Annotated in this window: 27 protein-coding genes; 10 read left to right on the forward strand and 17 right to left on the reverse strand. The window is 67.5% G+C overall.

Annotation, left to right across the window (positions count from 1 at the left end; all coding sequences use genetic code 11):
• Positions 1 to 97 precede the first annotated feature (97 nt).
• The 5 genes from WC815_12345 to WC815_12365 all read right to left on the reverse strand — a co-directional run bounded on the left by WC815_12345 (position 98) and on the right by WC815_12365 (position 4204).
• Positions 98 to 577, reverse strand: a complete 480-nt coding sequence (locus WC815_12345; GenBank protein MFA5909561.1) for a hypothetical protein — start codon at positions 575 to 577, stop codon at positions 98 to 100.
• Between the two features lie 116 nt (positions 578 to 693).
• Entirely contained in the window at positions 694 to 1035 is a 342-nt protein-coding gene (locus tag WC815_12350) for a metalloregulator ArsR/SmtB family transcription factor (GenBank protein MFA5909562.1), read from the reverse strand.
• Between the two features lie 187 nt (positions 1036 to 1222).
• The gene (glpK, locus tag WC815_12355; protein ID MFA5909563.1) at positions 1223 to 2737 is read right to left on the reverse strand and encodes a glycerol kinase GlpK; all 1515 of its coding nucleotides are present in this window, start codon (positions 2735 to 2737) and stop codon (positions 1223 to 1225) included.
• Positions 2734 to 3516, reverse strand: coding sequence for an MIP family channel protein (locus tag WC815_12360; GenBank protein ID MFA5909564.1), 783 nt, complete (start codon positions 3514 to 3516; stop codon positions 2734 to 2736). Before WC815_12360 ends, glpK begins: the two co-directional genes overlap by 4 nt.
• Before the next feature lie 13 nt (positions 3517 to 3529).
• Positions 3530 to 4204 carry a methyltransferase domain-containing protein gene (locus tag WC815_12365; protein ID MFA5909565.1) on the reverse strand — a complete coding sequence of 225 codons (675 nt, stop codon included), beginning with the start codon at positions 4202 to 4204 and terminating at the stop codon, positions 3530 to 3532.
• 18 nt (positions 4205 to 4222) lie between these two features.
• Here WC815_12365 and WC815_12370 point away from each other — a divergent pair, with 18 nt between their 5' ends.
• From WC815_12370 to WC815_12390, 5 genes are read left to right on the forward strand one after another with little or no spacing between them, the layout of a single operon-like run.
• The gene (locus tag WC815_12370) at positions 4223 to 4723 is read left to right on the forward strand and encodes an arsinothricin resistance N-acetyltransferase ArsN1 family A (protein ID MFA5909566.1); all 501 of its coding nucleotides are present in this window, start codon (positions 4223 to 4225) and stop codon (positions 4721 to 4723) included.
• Positions 4723 to 5718 (forward strand): lysylphosphatidylglycerol synthase transmembrane domain-containing protein, encoded by a 996-nt coding sequence (locus WC815_12375; GenBank protein MFA5909567.1) that lies wholly within the window; start codon positions 4723 to 4725, stop codon positions 5716 to 5718. Before WC815_12370 ends, WC815_12375 begins: the two co-directional genes overlap by 1 nt.
• The gene (locus WC815_12380; GenBank protein ID MFA5909568.1) at positions 5715 to 6317 is read left to right on the forward strand and encodes a VTT domain-containing protein; all 603 of its coding nucleotides are present in this window, start codon (positions 5715 to 5717) and stop codon (positions 6315 to 6317) included. Before WC815_12375 ends, WC815_12380 begins: the two co-directional genes overlap by 4 nt.
• Positions 6314 to 7054, forward strand: coding sequence for a 4'-phosphopantetheinyl transferase superfamily protein (locus WC815_12385; GenBank protein MFA5909569.1), 741 nt, complete (start codon positions 6314 to 6316; stop codon positions 7052 to 7054). The genes WC815_12380 and WC815_12385 overlap by 4 nt, the downstream gene beginning before the upstream one ends.
• Positions 7051 to 7860, forward strand: coding sequence for a metallophosphoesterase (locus WC815_12390; protein ID MFA5909570.1), 810 nt, complete (start codon positions 7051 to 7053; stop codon positions 7858 to 7860). The genes WC815_12385 and WC815_12390 overlap by 4 nt, the downstream gene beginning before the upstream one ends.
• Positions 7861 to 8166: 306 nt before the next feature.
• On the opposite strand, the gene WC815_12395 is transcribed toward WC815_12390, so the two are convergent.
• Positions 8167 to 9321 (reverse strand): methionine aminotransferase, encoded by a 1155-nt coding sequence (locus tag WC815_12395; GenBank protein MFA5909571.1) that lies wholly within the window; start codon positions 9319 to 9321, stop codon positions 8167 to 8169.
• Positions 9322 to 9378: 57 nt separating this feature from the next.
• Here WC815_12395 and WC815_12400 point away from each other — a divergent pair, with 57 nt between their 5' ends.
• Together WC815_12400 and ggt are read left to right on the forward strand one after the other, a co-directional pair.
• Positions 9379 to 10248 (forward strand): sulfurtransferase, encoded by an 870-nt coding sequence (locus tag WC815_12400; GenBank protein ID MFA5909572.1) that lies wholly within the window; start codon positions 9379 to 9381, stop codon positions 10246 to 10248.
• Positions 10249 to 10341: 93 nt separating this feature from the next.
• The gene (gene ggt, locus WC815_12405) at positions 10342 to 12030 is read left to right on the forward strand and encodes a gamma-glutamyltransferase (protein ID MFA5909573.1); all 1689 of its coding nucleotides are present in this window, start codon (positions 10342 to 10344) and stop codon (positions 12028 to 12030) included.
• A 76-nt stretch (positions 12031 to 12106) separates the two neighbouring features.
• On the opposite strand, the gene WC815_12410 is transcribed toward ggt, so the two are convergent.
• From WC815_12410 to WC815_12445, 8 genes are all read right to left on the reverse strand, one after another.
• Positions 12107 to 13063, reverse strand: coding sequence for a 2Fe-2S iron-sulfur cluster-binding protein (locus WC815_12410; GenBank protein ID MFA5909574.1), 957 nt, complete (start codon positions 13061 to 13063; stop codon positions 12107 to 12109).
• On the reverse strand, positions 13060 to 14892 hold the full coding sequence (locus tag WC815_12415; GenBank protein ID MFA5909575.1) for an NAD(P)H-dependent oxidoreductase subunit E: 1833 nt from the start codon (positions 14890 to 14892) through the stop codon (positions 13060 to 13062). Before WC815_12415 ends, WC815_12410 begins: the two co-directional genes overlap by 4 nt.
• A 1-nt stretch (position 14893) precedes the next feature.
• The gene (locus WC815_12420; GenBank protein MFA5909576.1) at positions 14894 to 16783 is read right to left on the reverse strand and encodes a molybdopterin-dependent oxidoreductase; all 1890 of its coding nucleotides are present in this window, start codon (positions 16781 to 16783) and stop codon (positions 14894 to 14896) included.
• Between the two features lie 4 nt (positions 16784 to 16787).
• Positions 16788 to 17039 (reverse strand): hypothetical protein, encoded by a 252-nt coding sequence (locus tag WC815_12425; protein ID MFA5909577.1) that lies wholly within the window; start codon positions 17037 to 17039, stop codon positions 16788 to 16790.
• 67 nt (positions 17040 to 17106) lie between these two features.
• A complete protein-coding gene (locus tag WC815_12430; protein MFA5909578.1) occupies positions 17107 to 17682 on the reverse strand; it encodes a hypothetical protein in 576 nt (191 codons plus the stop codon).
• 6 nt (positions 17683 to 17688) lie between these two features.
• Positions 17689 to 18480: a VOC family protein gene (locus tag WC815_12435; GenBank protein MFA5909579.1), complete on the reverse strand. Its 792-nt coding sequence runs from the start codon at positions 18478 to 18480 to the stop codon at positions 17689 to 17691.
• A gap of 83 nt (positions 18481 to 18563) precedes the next feature.
• Complete coding sequence (locus WC815_12440) at positions 18564 to 19958, reverse strand: amidohydrolase family protein (protein ID MFA5909580.1); 1395 nt, start codon at positions 19956 to 19958, stop codon at positions 18564 to 18566.
• Positions 19959 to 19989: 31 nt separating this feature from the next.
• Positions 19990 to 20619 carry a CDP-alcohol phosphatidyltransferase family protein gene (locus WC815_12445; protein ID MFA5909581.1) on the reverse strand — a complete coding sequence of 210 codons (630 nt, stop codon included), beginning with the start codon at positions 20617 to 20619 and terminating at the stop codon, positions 19990 to 19992.
• A 62-nt stretch (positions 20620 to 20681) separates the two neighbouring features.
• On the opposite strand from WC815_12445, the gene WC815_12450 reads away from it, so the two are divergent.
• From WC815_12450 to WC815_12460, 3 genes are read left to right on the forward strand one after another with little or no spacing between them, the layout of a single operon-like run.
• Positions 20682 to 21575: a hypothetical protein gene (locus tag WC815_12450; protein ID MFA5909582.1), complete on the forward strand. Its 894-nt coding sequence runs from the start codon at positions 20682 to 20684 to the stop codon at positions 21573 to 21575.
• Positions 21568 to 22140: an RNA polymerase sigma factor gene (locus WC815_12455; GenBank protein ID MFA5909583.1), complete on the forward strand. Its 573-nt coding sequence runs from the start codon at positions 21568 to 21570 to the stop codon at positions 22138 to 22140. Before WC815_12450 ends, WC815_12455 begins: the two co-directional genes overlap by 8 nt.
• Positions 22137 to 22646 carry a hypothetical protein gene (locus WC815_12460; GenBank protein ID MFA5909584.1) on the forward strand — a complete coding sequence of 170 codons (510 nt, stop codon included), beginning with the start codon at positions 22137 to 22139 and terminating at the stop codon, positions 22644 to 22646. Before WC815_12455 ends, WC815_12460 begins: the two co-directional genes overlap by 4 nt.
• Positions 22647 to 23044: 398 nt before the next feature.
• On the opposite strand, the gene WC815_12465 is transcribed toward WC815_12460, so the two are convergent.
• From WC815_12465 to WC815_12475, 3 genes are read right to left on the reverse strand one after another with little or no spacing between them, the layout of a single operon-like run.
• A complete protein-coding gene (locus WC815_12465; protein ID MFA5909585.1) occupies positions 23045 to 23596 on the reverse strand; it encodes a hypothetical protein in 552 nt (183 codons plus the stop codon).
• Positions 23590 to 24528 carry a TPM domain-containing protein gene (locus WC815_12470; protein ID MFA5909586.1) on the reverse strand — a complete coding sequence of 313 codons (939 nt, stop codon included), beginning with the start codon at positions 24526 to 24528 and terminating at the stop codon, positions 23590 to 23592. The genes WC815_12465 and WC815_12470 overlap by 7 nt, the downstream gene beginning before the upstream one ends.
• A 9-nt stretch (positions 24529 to 24537) precedes the next feature.
• Complete coding sequence (locus tag WC815_12475; protein ID MFA5909587.1) at positions 24538 to 25377, reverse strand: creatininase family protein; 840 nt, start codon at positions 25375 to 25377, stop codon at positions 24538 to 24540.
• Positions 25378 to 25539 lie beyond the last annotated feature (162 nt).

The raw sequence follows: 25539 nt of genomic DNA on the forward strand, positions 1-25539 counted from the left end.
TCGACGGCAAGGTAATCAGGCGCCTTGATGTCCTCGAGGTTGATCCCGCCAGACGTCGGCGGATAACGGAGCGTTTTCATCGGTGTGCTAGTCCGTGTCAGTGCGTCTGGTTCTGGTTCGCGCGGCCAGGCCGGTCGAGCGTTTTCCGCATCCACGCCACCGCCGGGTCGACGACGACGGCGGTGTAGCCGTGCCGCTCGAACGGCACCAGGGCTTCATCGCCATCAAGCAGCAACATCAAACAGCCGATGCCATCGGCGCGGGCCACGCGTTCGACCGACGCCAGCAGCAACTCGGCGGCGCGGGCGGTGCCGGCGCCGGGCAGGGTCCGATCGACGAGGAATTCGTGCACCACGCGCACGTCGCTGTCGACCGCCCGATAGGCTGCCAGACCAATGGGAGTGGCACCCGCCGTCAACACGACCCACGCCGATTGCCGCAGGTGTCTCACGCGCGCGCGGGTCAGGGCGTGACCGGCGGGACAGCTTCGTACGGGGTCGGCGGCGCAGGAGCAACCGTCGATTACGGCGGCGTCGATCCGTCGCGTGTCTGGAACCGATAGGTGAAGTTCATTCATCGCGCTCTCCCTCCCAATTGCCGGCCCGGGGCGATCCTCCCGCCCTCTGTTGTATTAATATAATACGATATTTGAATATATCAACAGCGACGGGCCCTGGCGCGGGCCTTCGCTGGTCAGCCCCGGCGGGCCTCCCGCCGCATTTCGCGGAGCTTTCCTCCGGTATCGACCAGATGATTGTTGAAGATGCGACGGGCCACGTCGAGCAGGTCGTTGATGGTTGGGTCTCGCAGCGCGTAGCGCACCGACACGCCCTGCTTCTGCGATGTGACGAGGCCCTGATTCCGCAGCACCGTCAACTGCTGGGACACGACCGGCTGACCCAATCCCAGGCTCTCCTGGAGTTCCTGGACCGACCGATCGCCGCGGGCCAGGATCTCGAGAATCTTGATGCGGACCGGATGGGCGAGCGCCCGGAAGAACTGGGCCTTAAACGTCTGGAGCTGGCTGGTTGCCATAGGGAGTCGATTGCCCGAGTGCGTCAACGTGTGACGACTAGGGACGCCCCGACACGACTCGAGGACGCTCTCTAGTATATATATCTTATTATACAGATATATAAGATCACATCAAGCGGACGACTCTGGCCCAGTGGCGCGGTCACCCAATAACCGGCAATCAGTCGATCGCCCATGCCGCCATCCCCTACACTTCCCAGTCGAGCGACCGCCCCACCGCCTTCTTCCATCCCGCGTACAACTTCTCGCTCTTGGCCTTGTCCATCGACGGACGGAACTCGCGATCGAGCGCCCAGTTCGCGGCCACGTCGTCCAGGCCCTTCCAGTAGCCCACGGCCAGGCCCGCGAGATACGCGGCGCCGAGCGCCGTGGTCTCGGCCACCACCGGACGCCGTACGGTCACATTGAGCAGATCAGCCTGGAACTGCAGCAGCGTGGCGTTCGCGGCGGCGCCGCCGTCGACCTTCAGCGTGGTGAGCGGCAGGCCCGACTCCAACTGCATCACTTCCAACACATCGCGCGTTTGATACGCCATCGCATCAACAGCCGCGCGGGCGATGTGCGCCATCTGTGTGTTGCGCGTCAGGCCCACGATCACGCCGCGGGCGCGTGGATCCCAATACGGCGCGCCAAGGCCGACAAACGCCGGCACCAGATAGACACCATCCGTGTCGGGCACTTCAGCCATCAGACGCTCGACGTCGGCCGAGGAGTCAATCGCCTTGAGGCCGTCGCGCAGCCACTGCACCGCGGCGCCGGCCACGAACACCGAGCCTTCGAGCGCGTAGGTGGTGACGCCGCCGATCTTCCACGCCACGGTGGTGAGCAGGCCCTTCTCCGACGGCACCGGCTTGGTGCCGGTGTTGAGGAGCATGAAGCACCCGGTGCCGTAGGTGTTCTTGGCGGAACCCGCCTCGAAGCAGGCCTGACCGAAGAGCGCCGCCTGCTGATCGCCGGCGTCGCCGGCCACGGGAATCGCGGCGCCGAACAACGACGGATCCGTGTGGCCGTACACCTCGCTGGACGACTTCACCTCCGGCAACATCGCGCGCGGCACGTCCAGCAGCTTCAGCAACTCGTCGTCCCACTGCAGCGTGTGGATGTTGAACAGCAACGTGCGGCTGGCGTTGCTCACGTCGGTGACGTGGACCTGGCCGCCGGTCAGGCGCCAGATCAGGAAGGTATCGATGGTGCCGAACAACACCTCGCCTCTGGCGGCGCGGGCCCGCAGGCCATCATGCGAATCGAGCAGGTGCTTGATCTTGGTACCCGAGAAATAGGCATCGACGACCAGGCCCGTCTTCTTGCGGAACGTGGGCTCGTGACCATCGGCCTTGAGGCGATCGCAGATCGGCGCGGTCACGCGGCTCTGCCAGACGATGGCATTGGCGATCGGCTTGCCGGTGGCCTTGTCCCACAGCACCGTCGTCTCGCGCTGATTGGTGACGCCGATCGCGGCCAGGTCCGCGGCGGTGATGCCGGCGCGGCTGATGGCGTCGCGCGCGGTCTGCAACTGCGTGGACCAGATCGCCTCGGGGTCGTGCTCGACGTGCCCGGGACCCGGGAAGATCTGCGGGAACTCCTGCTGGGCCGTCGCCACGGCCTTGCCGGATCGATCGAACACAATCGCGCGGCTGGACGTGGTGCCCTGGTCAAGGGCGAGAACAAAGGAACCTGCCCTGAGCGAAGTCGAAGGGCTCATCGACCCGCCTCCGGCGCGACGTGGTGCTTGTTGATAAAGACGTCGTAGAGCCAGGCGCCGAGGATCGCCCCCACGCACGGGGCCACCACCGGAACCCACCACCAGCCGCCGCCCGCCGTGAAGACGCCCGGCCCCCAACCCGCCAGGGCGGTGAACAGGCGCGGACCAAGGTCGCGCGCCGGGTTGATCGCGTACCCGGCATTGAAGCCGAACGCCACGCCGATGGCGACCACCAGCAAGCCGACCAGCGGCGCCGTCAGCCAGGCCGGCGGCGCGACGTTGCGCTGGTCCGTCACCGCCAGCACGCCCGCCATCAACAGCATGGTCCCGACCACTTGATCCACGAACCCTCCGGCGAGCGACAAATACGGCTGCGGATAGGTCGCGAAGATGCCGGCCGTGGCCGTGGCGCCTTCAATCATGCGCGCGCCGCCGTCGAACGCCGTGAACGCCTCGCGATAGGTGAGGAAGACGAGGGCGGAGGCGGCAAAGGCGCCAGCCGTCTGCGCCAGCGCGTATGGGATGACCTTGATCCAGGGGAAGGTGCGGTGAACGGCGAGGGCGACCGTGACGGCGGGGTTCAGGTGGGCGCCCGACACGCCCGCCGACGTGTAGATGCCGAGCATCACGCCGAGGCCCCAGCCGATGTTGATGGCAAGGTAGGACCCGTTCGCGTCTTTGCTGAGCACCGTTTGCGCCACGACGCCGGCGCCGAACGCAATCAGGATGAAGGTGCCGAAGAATTCCGCCGCGGCTTCCCGCGCTGTGCCTTTGAGCATGCGCGGGATTCTATTAGTTTTTGGCCCTCAACACGATGATGTGTTGCCAGGGCAGCACGTCGATGACCTTGTCGAGCATGAAGCCCTCGGCCTCCAACTCCATCTTCACTTCGGCCACGCTCATCTTGTGGACCTGGAGGATGGGGACCTGGGGGTCTTCCTTGCGGAACTCGAACAGTACCAGCCGCCCGCCCGGCTTGAACACCCCGCGGAGGCGCTGGAGGAACAGCTGCGGCGACTGCAACTCGTGGTACACGTCCACCATGATCGCCAGGTCGATCGATCCGGGCGGCAGCTTGGGATCATCCATGCCGCCCAGCACCGGCGTGACGTTGGCCAGGCCCTCGGCCTGGATGCGGCGGGTGAGCAGTTCCAGCATGCCGGGCTGAATGTCCGTGGCATACACGCGGCCGGTCGCGCCCACCAGCTTGGACATCCTCGACGTGTAGTAGCCGGACCCGGCGCCGATGTCAGCCACCACCATCCCCGGTTTGAGGTCGAGCGCCGCCAGCGCCTTGGAGGGCGCCTCTTCGGATTCCCGCTCCGGGCGCTCGAGCCACGGGGCGCCGCCGACGCCCATCACCGGCGCCAGCACGCGGCCACTGACCGGGTGCCGGCGCTGCGCCTCCGCCAGCGACACGAAACCTACACAGAGGGCGAGAACCAGCGCGGCAGTCCGGGTTAACATGTGTGCTTCCCTATTGTCATGACGTTGTCCGCACGAGCGGCATCTCCGGGTGATGTCCCGGCGATTGCCCAAATCTACAACGAAGGCATCGAAGACCGCGTCGGCACCTTCGAGACCCGTCCGCGCACGGTGGATGACGTGCGCGCGTGGTTCGACGACGTCCATCCCATCGTCGTGGTGGAGGCCGAGGGCGGGCGCGTGGTCGCGTTCGCGTCAACCTCGACCTATCGTAACCGCGACTGCTACGCCGGCATCGCCGAGTTTTCGGTCTACGTCTCGCGCGCGATGCGCGGGCAGGGCGCCGGCTTCGTGGCGATGGAGGCCCTGATCGCCGCCGCCGCCAAGGCCGGCTTCTGGAAGCTGGTGTCGCGGATCTTCATCGAGAACACGGCCAGCCGCCGGCTGATGGCGCGGGTCGGGTTCCGCGAAGTCGGCATCTACGAAAAGCACGGCAAGCTCGACGGGGTCTGGCGCGACGCGGTGATCGTGGAGCGCGTCATCCCCGAGAACCTCCGCTGATGAAACGGACGGTTCCGCAGGTCATCTCGCTCATCGCCATCGTGGTGGGCTTCACCCTGTTCATCATCACGATGATGGGGCTGGATCGCGACGAAACCCTGAGCGAGGCGCGCGCCATCGGCCTGGCGCTGCCACTGGTGCTGCTGCCCAGCGTCGGCTGGCACCTGCTGCGCGCCACGGGCTGGTGGATCTGCTTTCCGCCCGAGCATCGGCCGTCGTTCTGGCGCGTGTTCCGCGTCCGCCTGGCCGCCGACGGCGTCGGCTACTTCACCATTCGCGGCGTGGCCAGCGAACCGCTCCGCGTGGTGCTGCTCATGGGCCAGGTGCCCGCCGTGGTGTCGGCGGCGGCGTCGGTGCTCGAGCGCACGGCGATGGGCATCATGAGCGTGGTCGGCGTCGGCCTGTTCGCGGCCGTGGCGGTGTCGTCCGACATGCTGCCGGCGGCGTGGCAAGGCGTGTTCCGCGGCATTGCGATTACGGCGCTCGTGGTCCTGGTCTTATCACTGCTCTTCCTGATGCGCACGGGCCGCTACTTCGGCCCGTTGATCGAGGGCATTCACCGTCGCACCGGCTGGCGCTGGGCCGGCGGCCGCACCGTGCATGCGATCAGCGCCGTCGAGGACCTGTTCCTGAAACTGGCGCGGACCGATCCCCGCCGGATCGAATTGCTCGTCGCCCTCAGCGTGGCGTGTTACGCGCTGATGGCGATGGAGGTGTACCTGGTGTTCTGGGCCATCGGCCAGCCCATCTCCCCATGGGTCGGGACCATCGTCGAAACCTTCACGCGGTCGGCCAGCGTCGCCGGCGGCGCCATCCCGGGCAACCTCGGCGCGCTCGAGGCGTCCAACGTGGCGGTGGTGAAGGCGCTTGGCCTGGTGGGGGGCGGGACACTCGCGCTCTTCCGCCGCGTCCGCAGCCTGATCTTCGCCACCGCCGGCCTGGCCATGTACCCGCGCGATACCGTGGCCCCGCCGCTCGAGGCTGACACGCCATGATCCTCGCGCAACTGATCGCCGCCATCCAGGGGTGGGCCACCGAGTGGGGTGGCCTCGGCCTGTTCGTCATCGCGGTGCTCGACTCGTCGTTCCTCTCGTTCCCGCAGGTCAACGACCTGCTGATCATCGTGCTCAGCACGAAGTTCCCGGAACTGATGCCGTACTATGCCGGCATGACCACGGCCGGCTCGCTGCTCGGCTGCTTCATGCTGTTCACCGTGGCGCAGCGCGGCGGCGAGGTGTTCATCCGCAAGTGGCTCAAGGGCTCGCACGTCGATCGCGCCCTGCGGCTCTACCAGCGGTTCGGCCTGCTCGCGGTGGTGGTCCCGGCCCTGCTGCCGCCGCCGGTGCCGTTCAAGGTGTTCGTGGTGCTGGCCGGCGCGGCCTCGGTGGCGCCGTGGCGCTTCGCGCTGGCGGTGTTGATCGGCCGCGGCATCCGCTACTTCGGGCAGGGCTACCTCGCCGTGGTCTACGGCGAGCACGCCATTGAGCTGATGAAGGCCTACGGCGCCGAGATCGGCATCGGCCTCGCCACGCTCGCGGTGCTGGCCGGGGTCGCGGTGGTGCTGATTCGCCGGCGGGGGCGGGCGGCAGCGTGATCGAGCTGCTGCCGCTGCGGTCCGTTCACATCGACCTGGTGCTGACCGACAACGCCGAGGCGCTGGCCCGGCTCGACCAGTACCTGCCCCTGCTCAACCCTGACGAACACGTGCGCATGGCGCGCTTCGTATTCGAGCGCGACCGGCATCGCTTCCTCCTCACCCGCGCGCTGGTGCGGACCATGCTGTCCCGATACGCTTCGGCGGTGCCACCCGCCGCCTGGCAGTTCACCGCCAACATCCACGGCCGGCCGGAGATTCTCAACCGGCCGGCGGGCGTGCCCGACCTTCGGTTCAACATCTCCCACACTGACGGCCTGATTGCGTGCGCGGTCACGATTGGGCGCGAGGTGGGCGTGGATGTCGAGCACGCCGGCCGCCGCCTGACGCACGACGTGGCGGCGCGGTTCTTCGCCCCCGCTGAGGTGGCCGCCCTGCAGGCGTTGCCGGAAGACGAGCAGGCGCGCGTGTTCTTCGATTACTGGACGCTGAAGGAGGCCTACATCAAGGCCCGCGGCTTCGGCCTGGCGCTCCCGCTCGGCGACTTCGCCTTCCATCTCTCGCCGGACCGGGCGCCGGCGATCACCTTCGAGCCGTCGCTGCAAGACGACCCGGCCACGTGGCAGTTCGAGCAGGGCTGGCCCACGCCCCAGCACCGCCTTGGCCTGGCGATCCGCCGCACCGGCGCCGACCTCCCGATCCGCATCCGCGCGGTCGTGCCGCAACCCGCGCCGTGAGACTCTGGGCCACCAGTGACCTGCACGTCGGTTACGAAGAGAACCGCCGCGCCGTGGAAGCCGTGCCGGCGTTTCCGGACGACTGGCTGATCGTCGCCGGCGACACCGGCGAGACGCCGGCGCACCTGGATTTCGTGTTGCGAACGCTGGGGCCGAAGTTCGCCCAGGTGATCTGGACGCCGGGCAATCACGACCTGTGGACGCCGAACACGCTACCGGTGGAACAGCGCGGGGTCGCGCACTACCAACGGCTGGTCGCGCTGTGCCGGAAGCACGGCGTGCTCACTCCTGAAGATCCGTACGCACGGTGGCCGGGCGATGGTCCGCTGCGCGCGATTGTCCCGACCTTCCTGCTGTTCGACTACTCGTTCCGGCCCGACCACATCACGCGCGAGGACGCCGTTGCCTGGGCCGCGGCGTCAGGCGTGCGCTCGGCCGACGAGGACCTGCTGGCGCCCGATCCCTATCCCACCTGCGACGAGTGGTGCGCGGCCCGCGTGGCCGCCACCGAGTCGCGCCTGGACGCGCTGCCGCCGGATGCGCGGTTGATTGTCGCCAACCACTACCCGCTGCGACGCGACCTCGCGGTGCTGCCGCGGATTCCCCGCTTCTCGATCTGGTGCGGCACGATGCGCACCAACGATTGGCATCGCCGCTACAACTTCGAGGCCGTCGTCTCGGGACACCTGCACATGCGGTCGTCGCGTGAGATTGACGGCGTCAAATTCGAGGAGGTCTCGCTCGGTTATCCCAAGCAATGGAACCAGTCACGAGGCCTGGAGCACTACCTTCGCCGCATCCTTTAAAGACAAATGCTTTGGCCGCAGATTACGCCGATTGCGCCGATTCAGCCATGTCGGCTGGCGCGCACTCGCATTGAGACTCGGGCCCGCGGAGCGGCCGTAGGCCGCTGCCACGGAGCAGAAGACGCGAATTGAGAGAGACCTGCGATTTACCGAGTGTCTCTCTCAATTCGCGTCTTCTACTGCGTGGCTCGACGCCGGCTTCGCCGGCGTCCGCGGGCCCCAGCCAATCTGCGAAATCGGCGTAATCTGCGGCTAAGACAACCAGGCGCGCCCGGCTTCGCCGAGGTTACGGCGCGGGAACCCTGGTCACACCTTGAGCAGACGCTCGGCGGCGGCACGCAGCGTCTCGTCACGCTTCGCGAAGCAGAACCGCAACACCGGGCCGCCGGTGTCCTTGTAGAGGAACGCCGACACGGGAATGGACGCGACGCCGTGCTCGACGATCAGCCGGTGCGCAATCTCCTTGTCGGTCTCGTTGGAGATCGCCGAGTAGTCCAGCAACTGGAAGTAGGTGCCGCTGCACGGCAGCGGCCGGAAGCGCGAGCCGGCCGTCAGTTGCAGGAACAGGTCGCGCTTCCGCTGGTAGAACCCCGACAGGTCTTTGGCGCCGGGATCACGCCGCACGAACTCCGCGAACGCGATCTGCGACGGCGTGTGCACGGTGAAGGTCACGAACTGGTGCACGCGCGTCACCTCCGCAATCAGCGCCTGCGGCCCAACGCAGTAGCCCACTTTCCACCCGGTGGTGTGGAACGTCTTGCCGAATGAGCTGATCACCAGCGAACGCGAGCGCAGGCCTTCGTAGCGCAGCAAGCTCTCGTGCCGGCGGCCGTCGAAGATGATGTGCTCGTAGACTTCATCGCCAATCAGGATGATGCCGGTGCCGTCCACGATCGACTGCAACTGCCGCAGGTCATCCGCCGACCACATCGCCCCGGTCGGGTTGTGCGGCGTGTTGACGAGGATCGCGCGGGTGCGCGGCGTGATCGCGCGGCGGACCTCGTCCCAGTTCACGGCGTAATCCGGATAGCGCAGGCTGACGAACACCGGGACACCGCCGCTCAACCGGATGACCGGCACGTACGAGTCGTAGCACGGCTCGAACAGCACCACCTCGTCGCCCGGGTGCACCAGGGCGGTCAGCGTCGCGTACAACCCGGCGGTGGCGCCGGACGTAATCAGCACTTCCGTCGCCGGGTCGTAGCGCGGGCCATAGATCTGCTCGACCTTGGCCGCGACGGTCTCGCGAAGCGCCAGCACGCCGGGCATCGGCGCGTACTGGTTGTGGCCCTCGCGCATGGCCCTGGCCACCGCGTCCACCAGGGCCGGGTCGCAGTCGAAGTCGGGAAAGCCCTGCGACAGGTTGATGGCCTTGTGCTCGTTGGCCAGGCGGGTCATCACCGCGAAGATGCTGAGCCCAATATCTGGAAGCTTGGAGGTGACGGGAACGGCCGATGTCATGACGTTCCCGCCATTCTGACACGGCCGATAGCGGCGGCCGACGTTACAATCACCGGCATGGCCTTCCTGCTTGCCCTGCTCCTCGGCGCGCAATCCGCCGGCGGCTACGCCCGCCCCGACCTTCTCGTGGATACCGGCTGGCTCGCACAGCATCTGACCGATCCCAACGTCCGGATCGTGGACATCCGCGGCCGCGGCTACGCCGCCGGGCACATCCCGGACGCCGTGTTCGTGGACAGCAACTGGATTCGCAATCCGAAGGCGCCGCCCACGTTCCTGCCGACGCCGCAGGAGTTCGAGGCGCTGATGTCGCGGCTGGGCATCTCGAACACCACCCGGGTGATTGCCTACGACGAGCGCGGCGGCATTTTCGCGGCGCGCCTGTGGTGGATCCTCAACTATTACGGCCACTCGAACGTGGCGCTGCTCGATGGCGGCTGGGTGAAGTGGACGGCCGAACAACGCGCCACCACCGCGGCGGTCCCGGCGCCGGCCGCCGCCACGTTCAAGGTGAAGCCCGGCACCGTGAAGGTGGCCACCGCCGACGAAGTGAAAGCGGCCATCAACCAGCCCGGTGTCAAGTTGCTCGACGCGCGCACGCAGGGCGAGATCGACGGCAAGGACCTCCGCAACATCAAGCGCGGCGGCTACATCGAGTCGTCGGTGCCGGTGTACTGGGAAGACACCCTGGACCCGGTGACCAAGGCCTTCAAGCCGGCCGCGGAGATCACGAAGCTTTACCGCGACAAAGGGGTCGTGCCATCGGACGATGTGACGGTGTATTGCCAGGTGGGCATGCGAGCGTCGCACGACATCTTCACGCTGGCGTTGATCGGCCACGACCTGACCAGGCTCCGCAACTACTACGGCGCCTGGGAGGAATGGGGCAACCGCGACGACACGCCTATCAAGACTAAGGTGCCTTAGGTGCCTAAGGTGCCTAAGGTGCCTGGGGTGCCGAAGGTGCCTGGGGTGCCTGGGGTGTCGAAGGCACTATAATTCCGCGCGGAGGCTCTTGAAATGAAACGCCGCGCATTTGTCGTTCTGCTCGCCGCCCTCGCCCTGTCGTCCCTGACGATTCAGGCCGGTTCGACCCCCGCCCGCGCCAAGCTGGGCATGGTCATCACCCAAAGTGACATCGCATCCCAGATTGGCTTTGAGGTCATCAAGGGCGGCGGCAACGCGATCGACGCGGCTGTGGCCACCGCCTTCGCCATGGCCGTGACGCACCCCACCGCCGGCAACATCGGCGGCGGCGGCTTCATCGTCTATCGGCCGGCCACCGGCGAGCCGGTGTCGTACGACTTCCGCGAAGTCGGGCCGTCGCGCTCGTCGCCGGAGATGTGGCTGAAAGACGGCAAGTACGACTTCGAGACGCACCACAACAGCCACCTGTCGGTCGGCGTGCCCGGCACGGTCGCCGGCCTGCACCTGGCCTGGAAGGAGCACGGCTCGAAGCCCTGGAAGGACCTGGTGGCCCCGGCCATCAAGCTGGCGCGCGACGGCTTCGAGATTTCGCACGGCCTGGCGCGGTCGCTCGAGTCGATGATTCCGGAGTTCAAGAAGTACCCGGCGTCGCTGGCGCAGTTCTCCAAGAACGGCACGCCCTACCAGGCGGGCGAACTCCTGAAGCAGGGCGACCTCGCCCGCACGCTGACGCGCATTGCCGACCAGGGCCCCGCCGGGTTCTACGAAGGCGAGACGGCTGCGCTGATCGAGAAGGAAATGAAGGCCAACGGCGGCCTCATCACCGCCGGCGACCTCAAGGCCTACCAGGCCAAGAAGCGCGGCGTGGTGAAGGGCACCTACCGCGGCTACGACATCATCGGCATGCCGCCGCCGAGCTCGGGCGGCATGGCGATCGTGCAGATGTTGAACGTGCTCGAGGGCTACGACCTCAAGGCCGGCGGCTACGGCTCGGCCCAGAACATCCACTACACCGCTGAAGCGATGCGCCGCGCCTTCGCCGATCGTGCCCGCTACCTGGCCGACCCGGATTTCGAGAAGGACATCCCGCTGCCGATGTTGATCTCGAAGGATTACGCCGCCGGCCTGCGCAAGACCATCGACCCGAAGAAGGCCTCGAAGTCGGCCACCAACTCGTTCACGTGGACGAGCGAGTCGCCCGAGACGACCCACCTGTCGATCGTGGACGCCAAGCGCAACGCGGTGGCGATGACCTACACCCTCGAATACGGCTACGGCTCGCGCATCGTCGTGCCGGGCGCCGGGTTCCTGCTCAACAACGAGATGGGCGACTTCAACGGCGCGCCGGGATTGACCGACGAGCGCGGCCTGATTGGCACCAACCCGAACCTGGCTCGGGCCGGCAAGCGCATGCTCTCGAGCATGGCGCCGACGATCATCAGCAAAGACGGCCAGTTGTTCATGGTCACCGGCACGCCCGGCGGCCGCACCATCATCAACACCGTCCTGACGACGATCCTCAACGTGATTGATTACGGGATGAACGCGCAGGAAGCCGTCGATGCGGGCCGCATGCACCACCAGTGGCTGCCGGATCGCATCAGCATCGAGCGCTTCGGGTTCTCGGCCGACACCATCAAGATGCTGCAGGCCATGGGCCACACCGTGCAGGAAGGCGGCGGCCAGGGCGCGGCCCAGGTGATCGTGCTCAACCAGAAAGAGAACATGCTCGAAGGCGGGGTTGACCGGCGGCCGGCAGACGGCGGCGCCGCCGGCAAGTAGAGCCCAAGTCCACAGGAGTCCAAGAGATCAGGAGAAGTCTTGTGAAGAGATTTCTTCTGATCTTCTAATCTCCTGTTTACTCCTGATCTGTGCGGTTCACGTATTCGAAGCCGAACCGGCCCTTCACGCACAGGTTGCCACGGGTGACGTCGTTATCGAATGGCGACGTGACCTTGACGATCTGCTGATCCTGGACGTGCACGGTGAGCGTGCAGCCCACACCACAGTAAGCACAAATCGTATCGGTTACGGCCTGGGTCTCTGGCCGCCACTCCCCTGCCTGACGCAACTCGAACTCCGGCGTCGCCATCAGCGCGCCGGTCGGGCACACGGCGATGCAGTTGCCGCAGTAGACGCACGCGGAATCCGGCAGTGGCACGTCGTGTTCGGTGGAGATGTGCGCCGCGAATCCCCGCCCCGCCACGGCGATGGCAAAGGTGTTCTGCGCATCGGTGCCGCAGGCCTCCACGCACTTGTAACACAGAACACATTTGCCATAGTCGCGAACGTACAGCTCGTTGTCCACCTTGACCGGTTGAGCCACAGAGGACACAGATACCGGGGCCACAGATGACACAGATGACGCAGAATTCAGGGACTCCTGGAATCGTTCCGGACGAGCCCCGTACTCCACCATCATCTCAGCCAGGCCAGGGGCCGTACTCAAGTCGACGGACGATCCCAAGAGCTCAAGAACAACTTTTCTCGACAGATCGACCCGTGGCGAACGGGTCTTCACAACCATGCCCGCCTCGACCTTGCGCGAGCACGCCGGCGCCAGCACGCGGGCGCCTTCCACTTCCACCATGCACACGCGGCAGGCGTTCACCGGCGTCAGCGTTTCGAGATAGCACAGCGTCGGGATGTCGATGCCCAGCGTTTTGCAGGCGTCGAGCAGGGTCGCACCGGCGGGCGCCTCCACCGAGCGGCCATCGATGGTCAGCGCCACCATGACGGGCGCCGGCTCTGGTGGCGGCGCGGGAATCACCGCCGCGGGCGGCGGCAGGCGGAACCAGATCGCGTCAGCATTCATGGTTTCACCCGTCCTTGGAGGGAAGGCACGTTGGCGAACGCCGATTCGATGGCCGACGCCGCCGTTTGCCCAAGGCCGCAGATGGAGGCGTCTCGCATGGCCTGTCCCAACTCAGATAGCAAGACAGATGGCGCCGACGAATCCACCAGGGCCGCAGATAACACAGATGACGCAGATCTACTGTCTAACAGTTCGGCTTGTCGCACCGTGCCAACGCGGCAGGGCACGCACTGTCCGCATGACTCGTCGCGGAAGAACTGCGCGATTCGCGCCAGGGTGTCCCTCAGATCGGCGGTCTCGTCGAACACCATGATCACGCCGGAGCCGAGCGTGGCGTTGGCCGCGCGCGCGCCTTCGAACGACAGCGGCATGTCGAGCGTGTCGGGCCCCACGAACGTGCCAGCGGCGCCACCGAGCAGGACGGCCTGCAGCGCCCGGCCCTCGGGAATGCCGCCGGCGAGATCGATGGCGTGCCGCAGTGTCTGGCCGCATTCAATTTCATACAGGCCGGGCCGGGCCACGTGGCCAGACAGGCAAAACAGCCGCGTACCGGTGGAACCGGGCGTCCCGGTCCGCGCCCACGACGCCCCGCCCTCGACCAGGATGTCCAGCACGTTGACGAGCGTCTCGACGTTGTTGACCACGGTGGGCTTGCCGAAGAGACCGACCTGGGCGGGAAACGGCGGCTTCGAGCGCGGCTCGCCGCGTTGGCCCTCAATCGAGTTGAACAGCGCCGTCTCTTCACCACAAATGTAGGCGCCGCCGCCGCGCCGGATCTCGATGTCGAACGCCGCTCCCGCCCCGGCGACGTCCGGGCCGAGCAACCCCGCGACCCGCGCCTGCGCCATCGCCGCGCCGATCGCCGCCTCGGCCTCAGGATACTCACCGCGAATGTAGATGAACCCGCGCTCGGCGCCGGTGGCCAGGCCGCAAATGGTCATGGCCTCGATCACGGCAAACGGATCCTGCTCCATCAGCACGCGATCCTTGAACGTGCCGGGCTCGGATTCGTCGGCATTGCAGACCACGAAGTGCGGCCGCGCGGCTTCGCGCGCCACGGCGTCCCACTTGCGGCCGGTCGGGAACGCGGCGCCGCCGCGTCCGAGCAGCTTCGCCGCGGTCACTTCCGCGATCACCGCCGCCGCACCGATCGCGATCGCCTTGGTCAGCGCGGTGTAGCCGCCGTGTTTTTGATAGTCGGCCAGGCGGCCGGGCGCGGCCTGGTTGACGCGCCTGAGGATCTTCGATCCACGTGCGGCAGGTGGCGCAACACCTTCATGCCGGTCGTTGGCCAGCGCATCGATCACGGCTTTGGCGGTGGGGGCAGGGCTGATGACGAAGCGTTGCGGCGCAAGACCGGCGCGAGTGATGAGAGCGGCAGACCCGCGGTCGCACTGCCCGAGACAGGGCGACCGGTGGACGGCCGCTCCCATTTGCGCTTCCAGATCGCGGCACATTTGATCCGCGCCATTCAACCGGCAGGCGATGTCGTCGCACACATGCGCCACCGCGGCCGGGCGCGGTTCAGTTGCCAGCAGGTGATAGAACGTGACGACGCCCCAGGCCTCCGCCGGGGGCACCGACAGGCGTGTGCAGATGTAGTTGAGCGCGCCGTGGCTGATCCAGCCGACGGCGTCCTGCACGGCATGGAACACCGGCAGCAGCAGGTCGCGCTCGCCCGACACCTGCCGGCCGCCAATGGCCATGCGGCCGTCGCGCTCGATGTTCCGCGCGCCGCCCCCCCATCCAGTGGCGGGCGGCCCGAGAAGCCGATCGACTGCGGCCCGTTCGGCTTCGCTCGCGTCGGCCCCGACGATGTGAAGGTCCATGTCAGGCCTGCTCGATCCGTATGGCCGTGGCCTTGAACTCCGCGGTGCCCACCAGCGGGTCGATGGCGTCGTTGGTCAGCATGTTGGTGGGCACGTCATCCGGAAAATGGAACGTCATGAACGTCAGGCCGGGTCGCAGCGCGTGGTCGATGTGCACGGGCGCGATGACCGCGCCGCGCCGCGAGGTGACGCGAACCGGCTGGCCTTCCACCAGCCCGAGGCGATTGGCGTCCTCCGGCGAGACATCGATGGTCTCGCCCCGCCGCGTCGGCGACGCGTACGAGCCGGTTTGCACGCCGGTGTTGTATTCCGCGAGCCGGCGGCCGGTGGTCAGCCGCAGCGGAAACTCCTCGTTCAGTTGATCGAACGGCAGCTCGTGGCGCACCAGCGAGAACGGCGCCCGCGGCCCGCGCACCGGGCGCTCCCACAGCCGGCTGTGCAGGAACAACTCACCGGGGTGGTTGTCGTCGTAGCAGGGCCACTGAATGCCCGTCCGTTCCTCGAGGCGCTGGTAGCTCATGCCGGCGTGCATCGGCGACAGCGCACGCAGCTCGTTCCACATCGCCTCGGCGTCGGGCTGCCAGTCGTGTCCGAGCAGGCGCGCCAGGTCGCAGATGATCGCCAGATCTTCGCGGGCCTCACCGGGCGGATTCAGGGTCCGCCGCACGCGCTGGACGCGACGCTCGCTGTTGGTGACGGTGCCTTCCGACTCGAACGCACCGGCGGCCGCGGGCAGCACGACGTCGGCGCGCAGCGCCGTCTCGGTCAGGAAGATGTCCTGCACAACGAGCATCTCGAGCCCCTCGAGCAGCCGCGTCGCCCGATGCTGGTCGGCCTCGGACTGAACCGGGTTTTCACCAATCACGTAGACCGCGCGCAGGTCGCCGCGTTCCATCGCGTCGAACATGCCCGCCAGGTGGAAGCCCTTCTTCGGCGGCACCGCGACACCGTAGTGGCGATCGAACCTGGCGCGGACCTCGTCGTTCTCGACGTGCTGGAAGCCGGGCAGGCGATCGGGCAGCGCGCCCATGTCGCCGCCGCCCTGCACGTTGTTCTGGCCGCGCAGCGGATTGAGCCCCGATCCCCAGCGGCCGACGTGACCCGTCAACAACGCCAGGTTGATCAACGCCAGCACGTTGTGCACCGCGGTGTGGTGTTCGGTGATGCCGAGGGTCCAGCAGATCATCGCCCGCGGCGCGGTGGCGTAGGCGTGCGCCATCTGCCGGATGGTGGCGGCGGGGACACCGGTTTCGGCGGCGCCGCGCTCGAGCGTCCACGGCTCGACCAGCGCGCGGTAGTCGTCGAAGCCGGTGGTGGCGTGCTCGATGAACTCGGTGTTGGCCAGCCCGCCGGCGATGATCTCGCGGGCCATGGTGTTCGACAGCGCGATGTCGGTGCCGACGTCGAGGCCCGCCCACACGTCGGCCCACTGCGCCGACGCGGTGCGGCGCGGGTCGATGGCATAGAGCTTCGCCCCGCGCTTCACGCCCGTGAGCAGGTGGTGAAAGAAGATCGGGTGCGTCTCCCTGGCGTTGGAACCCCAGAGGAGGATGCAGTCCGTTTCCTCAGTCTCCTGATAACAGCTGGTACTGCCTCCCATCCCGAATACCATCGCCAGACCGGCGACGCTTGGGGCATGTCAAGTGCGGTTGCAGCTGTCCAGATTGTTCGAGCCCATCACCACGCGCGCGAACTTCTGCGCGGCGTAGTTCATCTCGTTCGTGCTTTTCGAGCAGCTGAAGAGGCCGAAGGCCTGGCCGCCATGCGCGCGGCGCACGGCATCCAGTCCCGAGGCGGCGCGCTTCAGCGCTTCGTCCCACGTCGCCTGCCGAAGCGGGCCGCCGTGAGTGTCGCGAACGAGCGGATGGACAATACGCGTCATCCGTCCCATGGGGCTACGGTAGCACGACCCACTGGGGGGTGGGGATCGACAGCAGCATGTAACGGCGCCGCAACTCGACGACGTGCCCCGGCAGCTCGCGGATGCTGAACTCGCCGGCCCGGCAGCGGTCTCGCAGGCGGCGGATTTCGAAGCGGTAGAGATCGTTGATCTGCTCGCGGAGGAGTTCCGGCGACGTGCCCGGCTTGGGGCACAGTCCATGCCTCGCCAATTCGTCAATCACTTCGGGGCGATAGGTGCCTGGCATGGTTACAACTGTGGTCCGGCTAAAGCCGGACGCCACATCCCAAGCTCGGGTAGAGCCGGACGCCACATCACCGGCCGCATTTCAGCGCGTAGACCGAGATTTCAATTTCCACCGACGGCGGCAGGCCCGCTGTGGATTTGGCCCGGGTGTAGGCCGCGCAGGCGCTGACGACGTCGCCCAAGCGATCGCTGGCGCGCGCCAGGCCGATCCAGGCGTTGGCGGTGGGTTTCGTCCTGGTCGCTCGCTGGTAGGCGTCACGGGCGTCGGTGTAGCGGTCCACCTCCAGCCATAACTCCCCTTCCAGTTCGTCGATCGGCAGCGGCCACTGCGCCGTCGCGCCGGTCAACGCCATCGTGTTGGAGAGGTCGCGGGCGTGGGCCAGGAACACATCCAGCTCATCGCGCTCCTCCTGCGCCGCACTGACGGCGGCGCGAATGGCGACGTCGGCGTATCGCGCCGCCGTTCCCGGCAGGCCGTCCAGCATCTTCAACCGGACGTTCACGGGACCGAGCAGCTCCAGGGCACCGCCCTTCGGCGCCAGGGCGCGGGCGGCGACCCACCCTTCCATGGCGACGCGCTGGATCTCGAGGTCCACGTCTTGCGCGAGCGTCAGCATCACGGACGCGATCAGCAGGGCGCGCATGCCTCGTCAGCCTCCAACCAGCGTCACCACGACCCGGGCGGCGGCGTCTTCCACGTCACGACGGTCGAGACCGTTTCCTTCGATACTGAACGACCGCAGACCGACGGCGTTTTCCGGCGGCGCCGGGGCGCCCACGCCGGCCCAGGTGTTCATCCCCAGGTGGTGATGGTAGCCGCCGGCCGACACGAACAACGCACCGGGATACGAACGGACCATCGGCGCGAAGCCGATCTCGCCGCAATAGAACGCCTCGCCCTCGTCCAGCCGGGAGACGTGAAGGTGCATGTGGCCAATCACCGTGTCCGCGTCCAGCCCCTGCCACGGCTCGTCCGCACCGGCCTCGCTGGCCACGCCCTGCACGTCCAGCGGATCGGTGGCCATGGCCAGTTCACCGTTGGCGCGCCGCCAGGTCTCGCGCGGACGGTCGCGGTAGATCTCGATCCCCAGGCCATCCGGGTCATCGAGGTATAACGCCTCGCTGACCAGGTGATCGGCGGCGCCGCTGAGCGGCCATTGCCGATCGGCGAGCCGCCGCAGCGAGCGGCCGAGCGCGGCACGCGACGGCACCAGGATGGCGAAGTGGAACAGGCCGGTGCTGCGCCGCGGACGGGGCACGGCGTCGCGGCGCTCGTGCAGTTCGATCAACGGGCGACCACCGCCGGCCGACAGCGACGACGTCCGCCCGGCCCGCGAGATCTCCTGGAACCCCAGGATGTCGCGATAGAACGGCAGCGACCGATCCAGATCGCTGACGGTCAGGCTGACGGTCCCGATGTGGGCATCGGCCGGGAGAGGCATTCAACAATCTTAACGCCCCGTACGTACGATAGCCACAGACACCCTGTGTCCCCTGCGTCCTCGGTGGCTGGAGTCCGTCTCCGCTACCGCATCAGCGCGATCAGCGCGCGACGATCGACCTCGCTGTTCCCAATCACGACTCGCGAGATCCGCCTGGTATTGGTGATGTCATCAAGCGGGTTGGCGTCGAGCACGAGAAAGTCGGCGCGCTTGCCCGTGGCGATGACGCCGGTGTCGGTGCGCTGCAGGAACTGCGCGGCGCGGCTGGTCGCCGCGACAATCGCCTGGGCCGGCGTCATGCCGGCCTCCACCATCGCCTGCAACTCCAGTTGTTCGGCGAAGCCGAAGTGATGGTCTTCGAGCCCGGTGTCGGCGCCGAGCACGATCCGGGCGCCGGCGGCGTTCAGCCTGGCGAGGCTGCGCTGCAGAATGCCGTACCGCTGCCGCGCGCCGTCCACGGCCTTGGGGTCGCGCTTCGCGTAATAGGCCCGCATGCGTTCAAGGACCGGCGTCTGCACGGCGGCGCCCAGCAACGTCATCATCGGATCACCCGCCGTCAGCCAGGGAGGCGTGGCGGCGTAGGTCGGCTTGAGTGGCGTGGTGAGGTTGCCCATCACGTAGACGTTCTTCTTCACAATCGCCGCCGCCAGCGCCTCGTCCATTTCGGTGTCGCGGACGAGGTGCGCGAAGGCGTCGACGCCGGCGTCCACCAGATCGACGGCGTCGCGGTGATAGAAGACGTGGGCGATCACGCGCAAGCGGCGCCGGTGCGCCTCGTCGATGATGGCGCGGTAGACCGGGGCGCTCAGCTTGGGCGCGCGGCCGTTCCGGTCGTCCACCCAGATCTTGACCATGTCCACCTGGCGCGACGCCAGCTCCGCCACCGCGCGCCGGCCATCGGCCGCGGTTGTCACCTCGTAGGCAATGCCGGCGTAAGTCGCGCCGCCGGGGCCGGCGTTCGGCGCGCCGATGCCGCGGCCGGCGACCTGCAACAGGGCGCCGCCGGGGCGGCCGCGCGACTGTTCCGCGCGCAGTTGATAGAAGAGTTCGCCGGTCTCGATGCCCTGGGACTGGACCACGCCGACACCGAAGTAGAGCGCGCGCGCCAGGTCGCTGACGACCGTCTCGCGCGTGTAGTTGGCGGCCGAGTAGGTCAGGCCCTGCTGAAACCCCGGATGCACGTGCGTGCCGATCAACACCGGCATCACGGTCTTGCCGGAAAGATCGACGCGCGGCACCGACGCCGCGGCGCGAATCTCACCGGCGCGGCCGACCCGCGCAAACGCGCGCTGCTCAACGAGGATGGCCGAGCGCTCAATGACGGGACCGCCGTCGCCGGGAATGAGGCGGGCGTTTTCGTAAAGGACCGGGCCCTCGGCGCGGACGGCCGGGGCCGGCGCCGGCGCCGGCGCCTGCCCGCGCAGCCCCATGACCGCAGCCGCGACCAGCACGCACACACCGAGCATCACGTTCCGCATGACGCGCAATATACCAGCCCGCGGCCGGCGTTCAGGGTTTGGGGATCCGCAAGGTCGCGCTGACCATGGCGCTGCCACTGGCGGCGAAGATCAACGCGAGGGGGTGCAGCAAGGCGGGGCCCACCTTGTACACGCCGAACCAGAGACGCTCGTCAACGTAGCCAAGGTAGAACGCCAGCCCCAACAACAGGACCAGGAGCACGCTGGTCGGGATCGGTGTGCCTTCGAAGTACTTCACCTTCCCGGTGCCGGCATCAGTGAGCTCCGCGGCGGTGGCGTTGAAGCGCGCAAGACGACTGACGCCGCAGACCACGAAGTAGGTGAGGATGGTCATGTCCCAGCCGCCGCGCAGGCCGAGGGTAAAACCAAGCACGGCCGGGGCGACGCCAAACGAGATCACGTCGGCCAGAGAGTCGAGATCGGCGCCCAGGAAGGACTGCCGCCGCGTATCGAGACGCGCCACGTAGCCGTCGAGCACGTCGAACACCAGGGCCCCCGGCAGCAGGAAGAAGGCCGCCCAGAAGAACCGGCGGTTGTCGGTGGCGATGTAGTCGAGGCAGAGGAAGATCGAGATGGTGCCGCACGCGGCGTTGGCAATGGTCAGCAGATCGGCCCACGTGAACGACCGCAGCATCGACATGCGCCGGCGAGGGTCCGTCATGCCCCCAGCCTATCAAACCGCGTCGCCGTTAACCTTTCCCGGGCCAATCCGTATTTAGGGGTATGACACAACGCGTTCTTGCCGCCGCCTTCGCCGCCCTGACCCTGCTGGCCACGGCCGCGCCGTCGGCGGCCCAGCCGGCGCCGGCCCAACCGCCCACGCCGCCGACGCCGCCCGGCGCCGCGGTGCCGCTCTACCAGGCCCCTGTCGATGCGCACACCACGCGGGAACAGGTCCAGGACATCCTGCGGCAGTATCCACCCGCGGTCGGCGAGACTCTGAGGCGCGACCCCACGCTGCTTGACCGCGCCGACTACGTGGCCCCGTATCCGCAGCTGGTCGCGTTCCTGCAGCAGCATCCGGAGGTCATGCGGAACCCCTCGTTCTACTTCGGCGGCTATGACTACTATGAACGGCGCCAGCCGATGTCGCCGGAGATGGAAGCCCTCGGCGTGCTGCTGGGCGGCATGGCCGGGATCCTCGGCGTCGGCGTCTTCGTCGGCGTGCTGGCCTGGATCATCCGGGCCGTCATTCAGCATCGGCGCTGGTTGCGGCTGTCACAGGTGCAATCGGACGTGCACGTGAAACTGATGGACCGCATGACCACCAACGAAGAGCTGCTCGCCTACATTCAGAGCCCGGCCGGACGGCGGTTCCTGGAGTCGGCGCCGATTCAGCAGGAAGCGGACGCGCCCCGCCAGGGGGCGCCGGTCGGGCCGATCATCTGGTCGATGATGGCCGGTATCGTGCTCGCGACGGTCGGCGTCGGCTTCCGGCTGGCGGCGCAGTCGGTGACCAACGAAGCGCAGCAGGCCTTTATCGTGGTCGGCGTGATCCTGATGACACTGGGCGCGGGCTTCGTCCTCGCGGCCACCATGGCCTACCTCGTCTCGTCGCGGCTTGGCCTGTTCCCGGCGCCGGCCGCCGCCCACGACCCGAGTTCCGGTAATGCGTGATCTCGCACTGACCGACATGGAACGCCTCGGCGCCTTTGACGAAGCCGAACGAACGTTCCAGATGACCGAGGAAGCCTTCCGCGTCTTCTACGAGCTGACGGCGCGGCCGGTGCGCGTGTATCTGTCGCGCATGACGGGCGATGACCGCCTCGCCGATGACCTGCTGCAGGAGGCCTATTACCGGTTCCTGCGATCGAACGCGGCGTTCGACAGCGATGACCACCGGCGTAACTACCTGTTCCGCATCGCCACCAACCTGGTGCAGGACCACCGCCGGCGGCCCCGCGTGGAAGTGGCGGCCACCACCGCGGCGCAAGAATCGGTGGCCGCGCCGGCCGATGCGCACAGCGCCGATCGCGCCGCGGCCCGCATCGACCTGTCGCGCGCCATGGAGCAGCTGAAACCACGCGAACGCAGCCTGCTCTGGCTGGCCTACGCGCAGGGGTGGTCGCACGAAGAAATCGCCGTGGCCCTCGGCGTGAAGACCGCGAGCCTGAAGGCCATGCTCTTCCGCGCCCGCCATCGCCTTGCCGTGTTGTTGAAGATCCCCGGAGGCCGGTCGTGACCCGTTACGAATGTGTCCACGAAGATCGCGTCGTCAACGCCGTGCTGTCTGGCCGGTGGCCTGACGCCGACCATGAACTGGTCGCCCACGCGGCACAGTGCGCGATCTGCGGCGAGGTGGCCGACGTGGCGGTGGCGCTCCGCCTGGATCACGACCAGGCGCGTCGTGAGGTCCAGGTGCCGGTCGCCGGCCAGGTGTGGTGGCGGTCCGCGGTCCGCGCCCGCCTCGAGTCGGCGCAGGCGTCAACCAGGCCCATGACCTGGCTGCACGGCATCACCGCGGCCATCACCATCGGCATCATGCTGGCCGCCATCGGCATGGCGTGGCCGTCGATTGCCGGCGGCGTGGAGTGGGCGCGCGAGTCGGTCGTGCCGCTGCTGGCGAGCGGCGCGGGGTCGGGGCCGGTGGCCGGCGTCGTGCGGCAGACGGTGCTCGTCGCCCTCGCCGCGGCGGCGTGCATCGTGATTGCGCCGGTGCTGCTCTACTTCGTGCTGTCGAGCGACTAGGGCCGCAGATCCTCGACACGACATCAACAGCCGCAGAGCATCGACACGAAATCAACAGCCGCAGATTATCGTAGAGCACATCCACAGCCGCAGATTATTGCGGACCAGACCGCGGCCCGGAGCCTCGCGCCCGAGTCGCCCCCGACGCCCATTCCGTCCGAGATTCTCGATCGTCCGTGCGCATGCTGATCGCTTTGCCGGCGCGGCATCGTAGAATGAACGCGCCTGCTCGCTGTCACCTTGAAGGCGAGATTAACGCACGCCTCGCACAGAAACTTTCTAACACGCCCGCCTCAGAACTGCCCGGGGACATCTGTGTCTAATCTGCGGCTGTGCAGTCTGCGGCTGTGTATTCTGCGGCTTATGTAATCTGCGGCTGTGTATTCTGCGGCCTGTGTTTAGCCGCAGGGTCTCGGCGGCGGCACGCCCACCTGGCCTGCCGCGTGCGCGCAATAGCGATAGGCAGTTCCGTCGTTCTCCTGCACCTCCCAGAACTGCGGACACTGCGGCCAGAACTCCAGCTCCTCGATCACGTCGCGGCGGCGGCGAATGGCGTCGGCCACCCGGTCGATCGCCGGTGAGAAGTGATGACCGAACAGCCCGGCGCGATCGACGTCGGCAAAGCCCGACTGCCCGGCGCAGGACACGACCAGCGGCGCGCGGCCGCCGGCCGCCGCGACGCGGACGCGAGAGGGCGCCGATCCGAACGATTGATACCCGAGGTTGAGGAACTGCAGCGTCATGCCCTCGGCCATGGCGACCGTCGCGCAGACGTGGGAGCCGGCAAAGAATCCGCCCCCGCACGAGACGCGGACGAACTCGATGGCGGGCAGGCCTTCCATGTGCCCCTGCACGAATTGCTGTTCGCGCGTGCCCGCCGCCACGCAACCAGTGGTCAGGCACAGCACCAGGAGTCCCGCCGGTCGCCGCCCGAGCGAGGCGGCTACCACCGGCCGCTCGCACCTCCACCGCCGGACGATCCGCCGCCGAAGCTGCTGCCGCTGCTCGACGAGCCGCCCGAGCTCGAGCCAGAGCCGCTCGAGCCGCCGCCCATCACCCATCCACCGCCGCTGCTCTTCCCGCCGCCCTTACCCTTTGGCGGCCGGAACGAGTCACGCCACGACGCCCGTCCGCCGAGCCGGAACCCGACCACCGCCATCGCCAGCGCGAGGGGTACCAGTGTGAACAGGGCCGCGGTGAAGATGACGAGCAGGGCCATCAGCATCGGCAGGCCGGCAAAGAAGCCGCCGAACAAGATCGGGAACACGGCCTTGGTTCGGAAGCCCAGGCCGATCATGAACGATCCGATGGCGACGAAAATGCCGAGGAAGGGCACGAGGACGAACACCGGCGGTTCGTCCGATGACTGGTTGAACCGCGCCAGCTCCTCGGGCGTGAGCACCTGGTTGCGTTCGACGATGTCGGCGAGGCGGTTGACGCCGGCGGTGATCCCGCCGGCGTAGTCGTCTTCGCGGAAGCGCGGCAGGAACTGCGCGTCGCGAATCTCGCCGGCGAGGCCGTCGGGGAGCACGCCTTCGAGGCCGTAGCCCACCTCGATGCGCATCTCGCGCTCGCCCGGCGCCACCACCACCAGCACACCGTTGTCGGTCTTGGCCTGGCCGACGCCCCACTCCTTGAACATGCGATTCGCGTACTCCTCGACCGACATGCCGTCGAGGGACTTCACGATCGCGACCGCGATCTCGGAAGACGACTTGCGCTCGACCTCGGCGAGCCGCGCCTCGAGCGCGTCTTCGGCCGGCTGGTCAAGCACGCCGGCGAAATCGCTCACGTAGCCGTCAGGCTTGGGGAAGCCCGACTGGGCCAGCACAAGTCCCGCGGCCAGGATCCAGCACGCGCACGCCGCCCCAATTGGTTTCATGGCCCGGCGCTACTTCCCCATCGACTTCTTGATCGCCGCCACCGTGGCTTCGGTGCGGAACGCGATCATCTTCCTGCCGTTCGCGATGGTCTTCTCGATCGGCGCCAGCGGCACGCCGTTAATCGCGAACTTGCCGGCCTTGACGCGCTCCGGCATCCGGATGGCGTCGGTGCTGACCGTGGCGATGATGGCGGAGATGTAGTAATCGTCGTGGTAGCCCTCGAGCTTCTCGTGGATGCCGAGCACCTTCTCCTGGAACTGCTCGACGTCGGCGTAGTTGTAGTACTCGGGGATGAAGTGGACGGCGCCCTGCCCCTTCCATTCCGCGTTGAGCGTGGCGGCAACGTCCTTCATGCCGTTCAGGTTGCCGCCGCTGTCGCCCAGCAACACGATGTTGGTGAAGCCCTGGCCGCGCAAGCTGTTGGACATATCGGTGAGCACGGCGCGATAGGTGGCCTGCGACAACACCACGGTGCCCGGCGACAGGTTGGGCCGCAGCGGGTTACCCGGTTCGAGCGTGACAATCGGCGCCACCAGGGCGTTGCCGAGCGCGCGCGCAATCGATTCGCCGGTGCCCTTGAGCACGTTGTTGTGCTTGCCGGTGGTGAGGAACGGCCCGTTCTCCTCGATGCCTCCCGCCAGGATCAGCGCGGTGGTCTTGCCGGCCTTGATGAGGTCGCGGACCTCGAGCATGGTGAGGTCTTCAATCCACACGCTGTCGTGCATGTCGATGGGCCGGGGCATGTTGGTCACATCCACGCGCGGCTGCGTGTTGACGGACGCCACGCGCCGGTCGCCCGGCGGCGCGGCGGGAGCCTGGGCGTAAGCCGCCAGGGATGTGATGAGCACGAACGCGAGACCCAAGGATGATTTCGTCAACATGCGGAAGCCTCCAACGCCGATGAGGTTACACCACCAACCGGGCGCCGCCACGATTACAAATGAAGACGATGCCCCCTCAGACCAGGGGAACACCGTGCGTTACAATGTGCCAGTTCGGGGCCCGGACGG

The sequence above is a fragment of the Vicinamibacterales bacterium genome, assembly GCA_041659285.1.
Lineage (GTDB): Bacteria > Acidobacteriota > Vicinamibacteria > Vicinamibacterales > UBA2999 > 12-FULL-67-14b.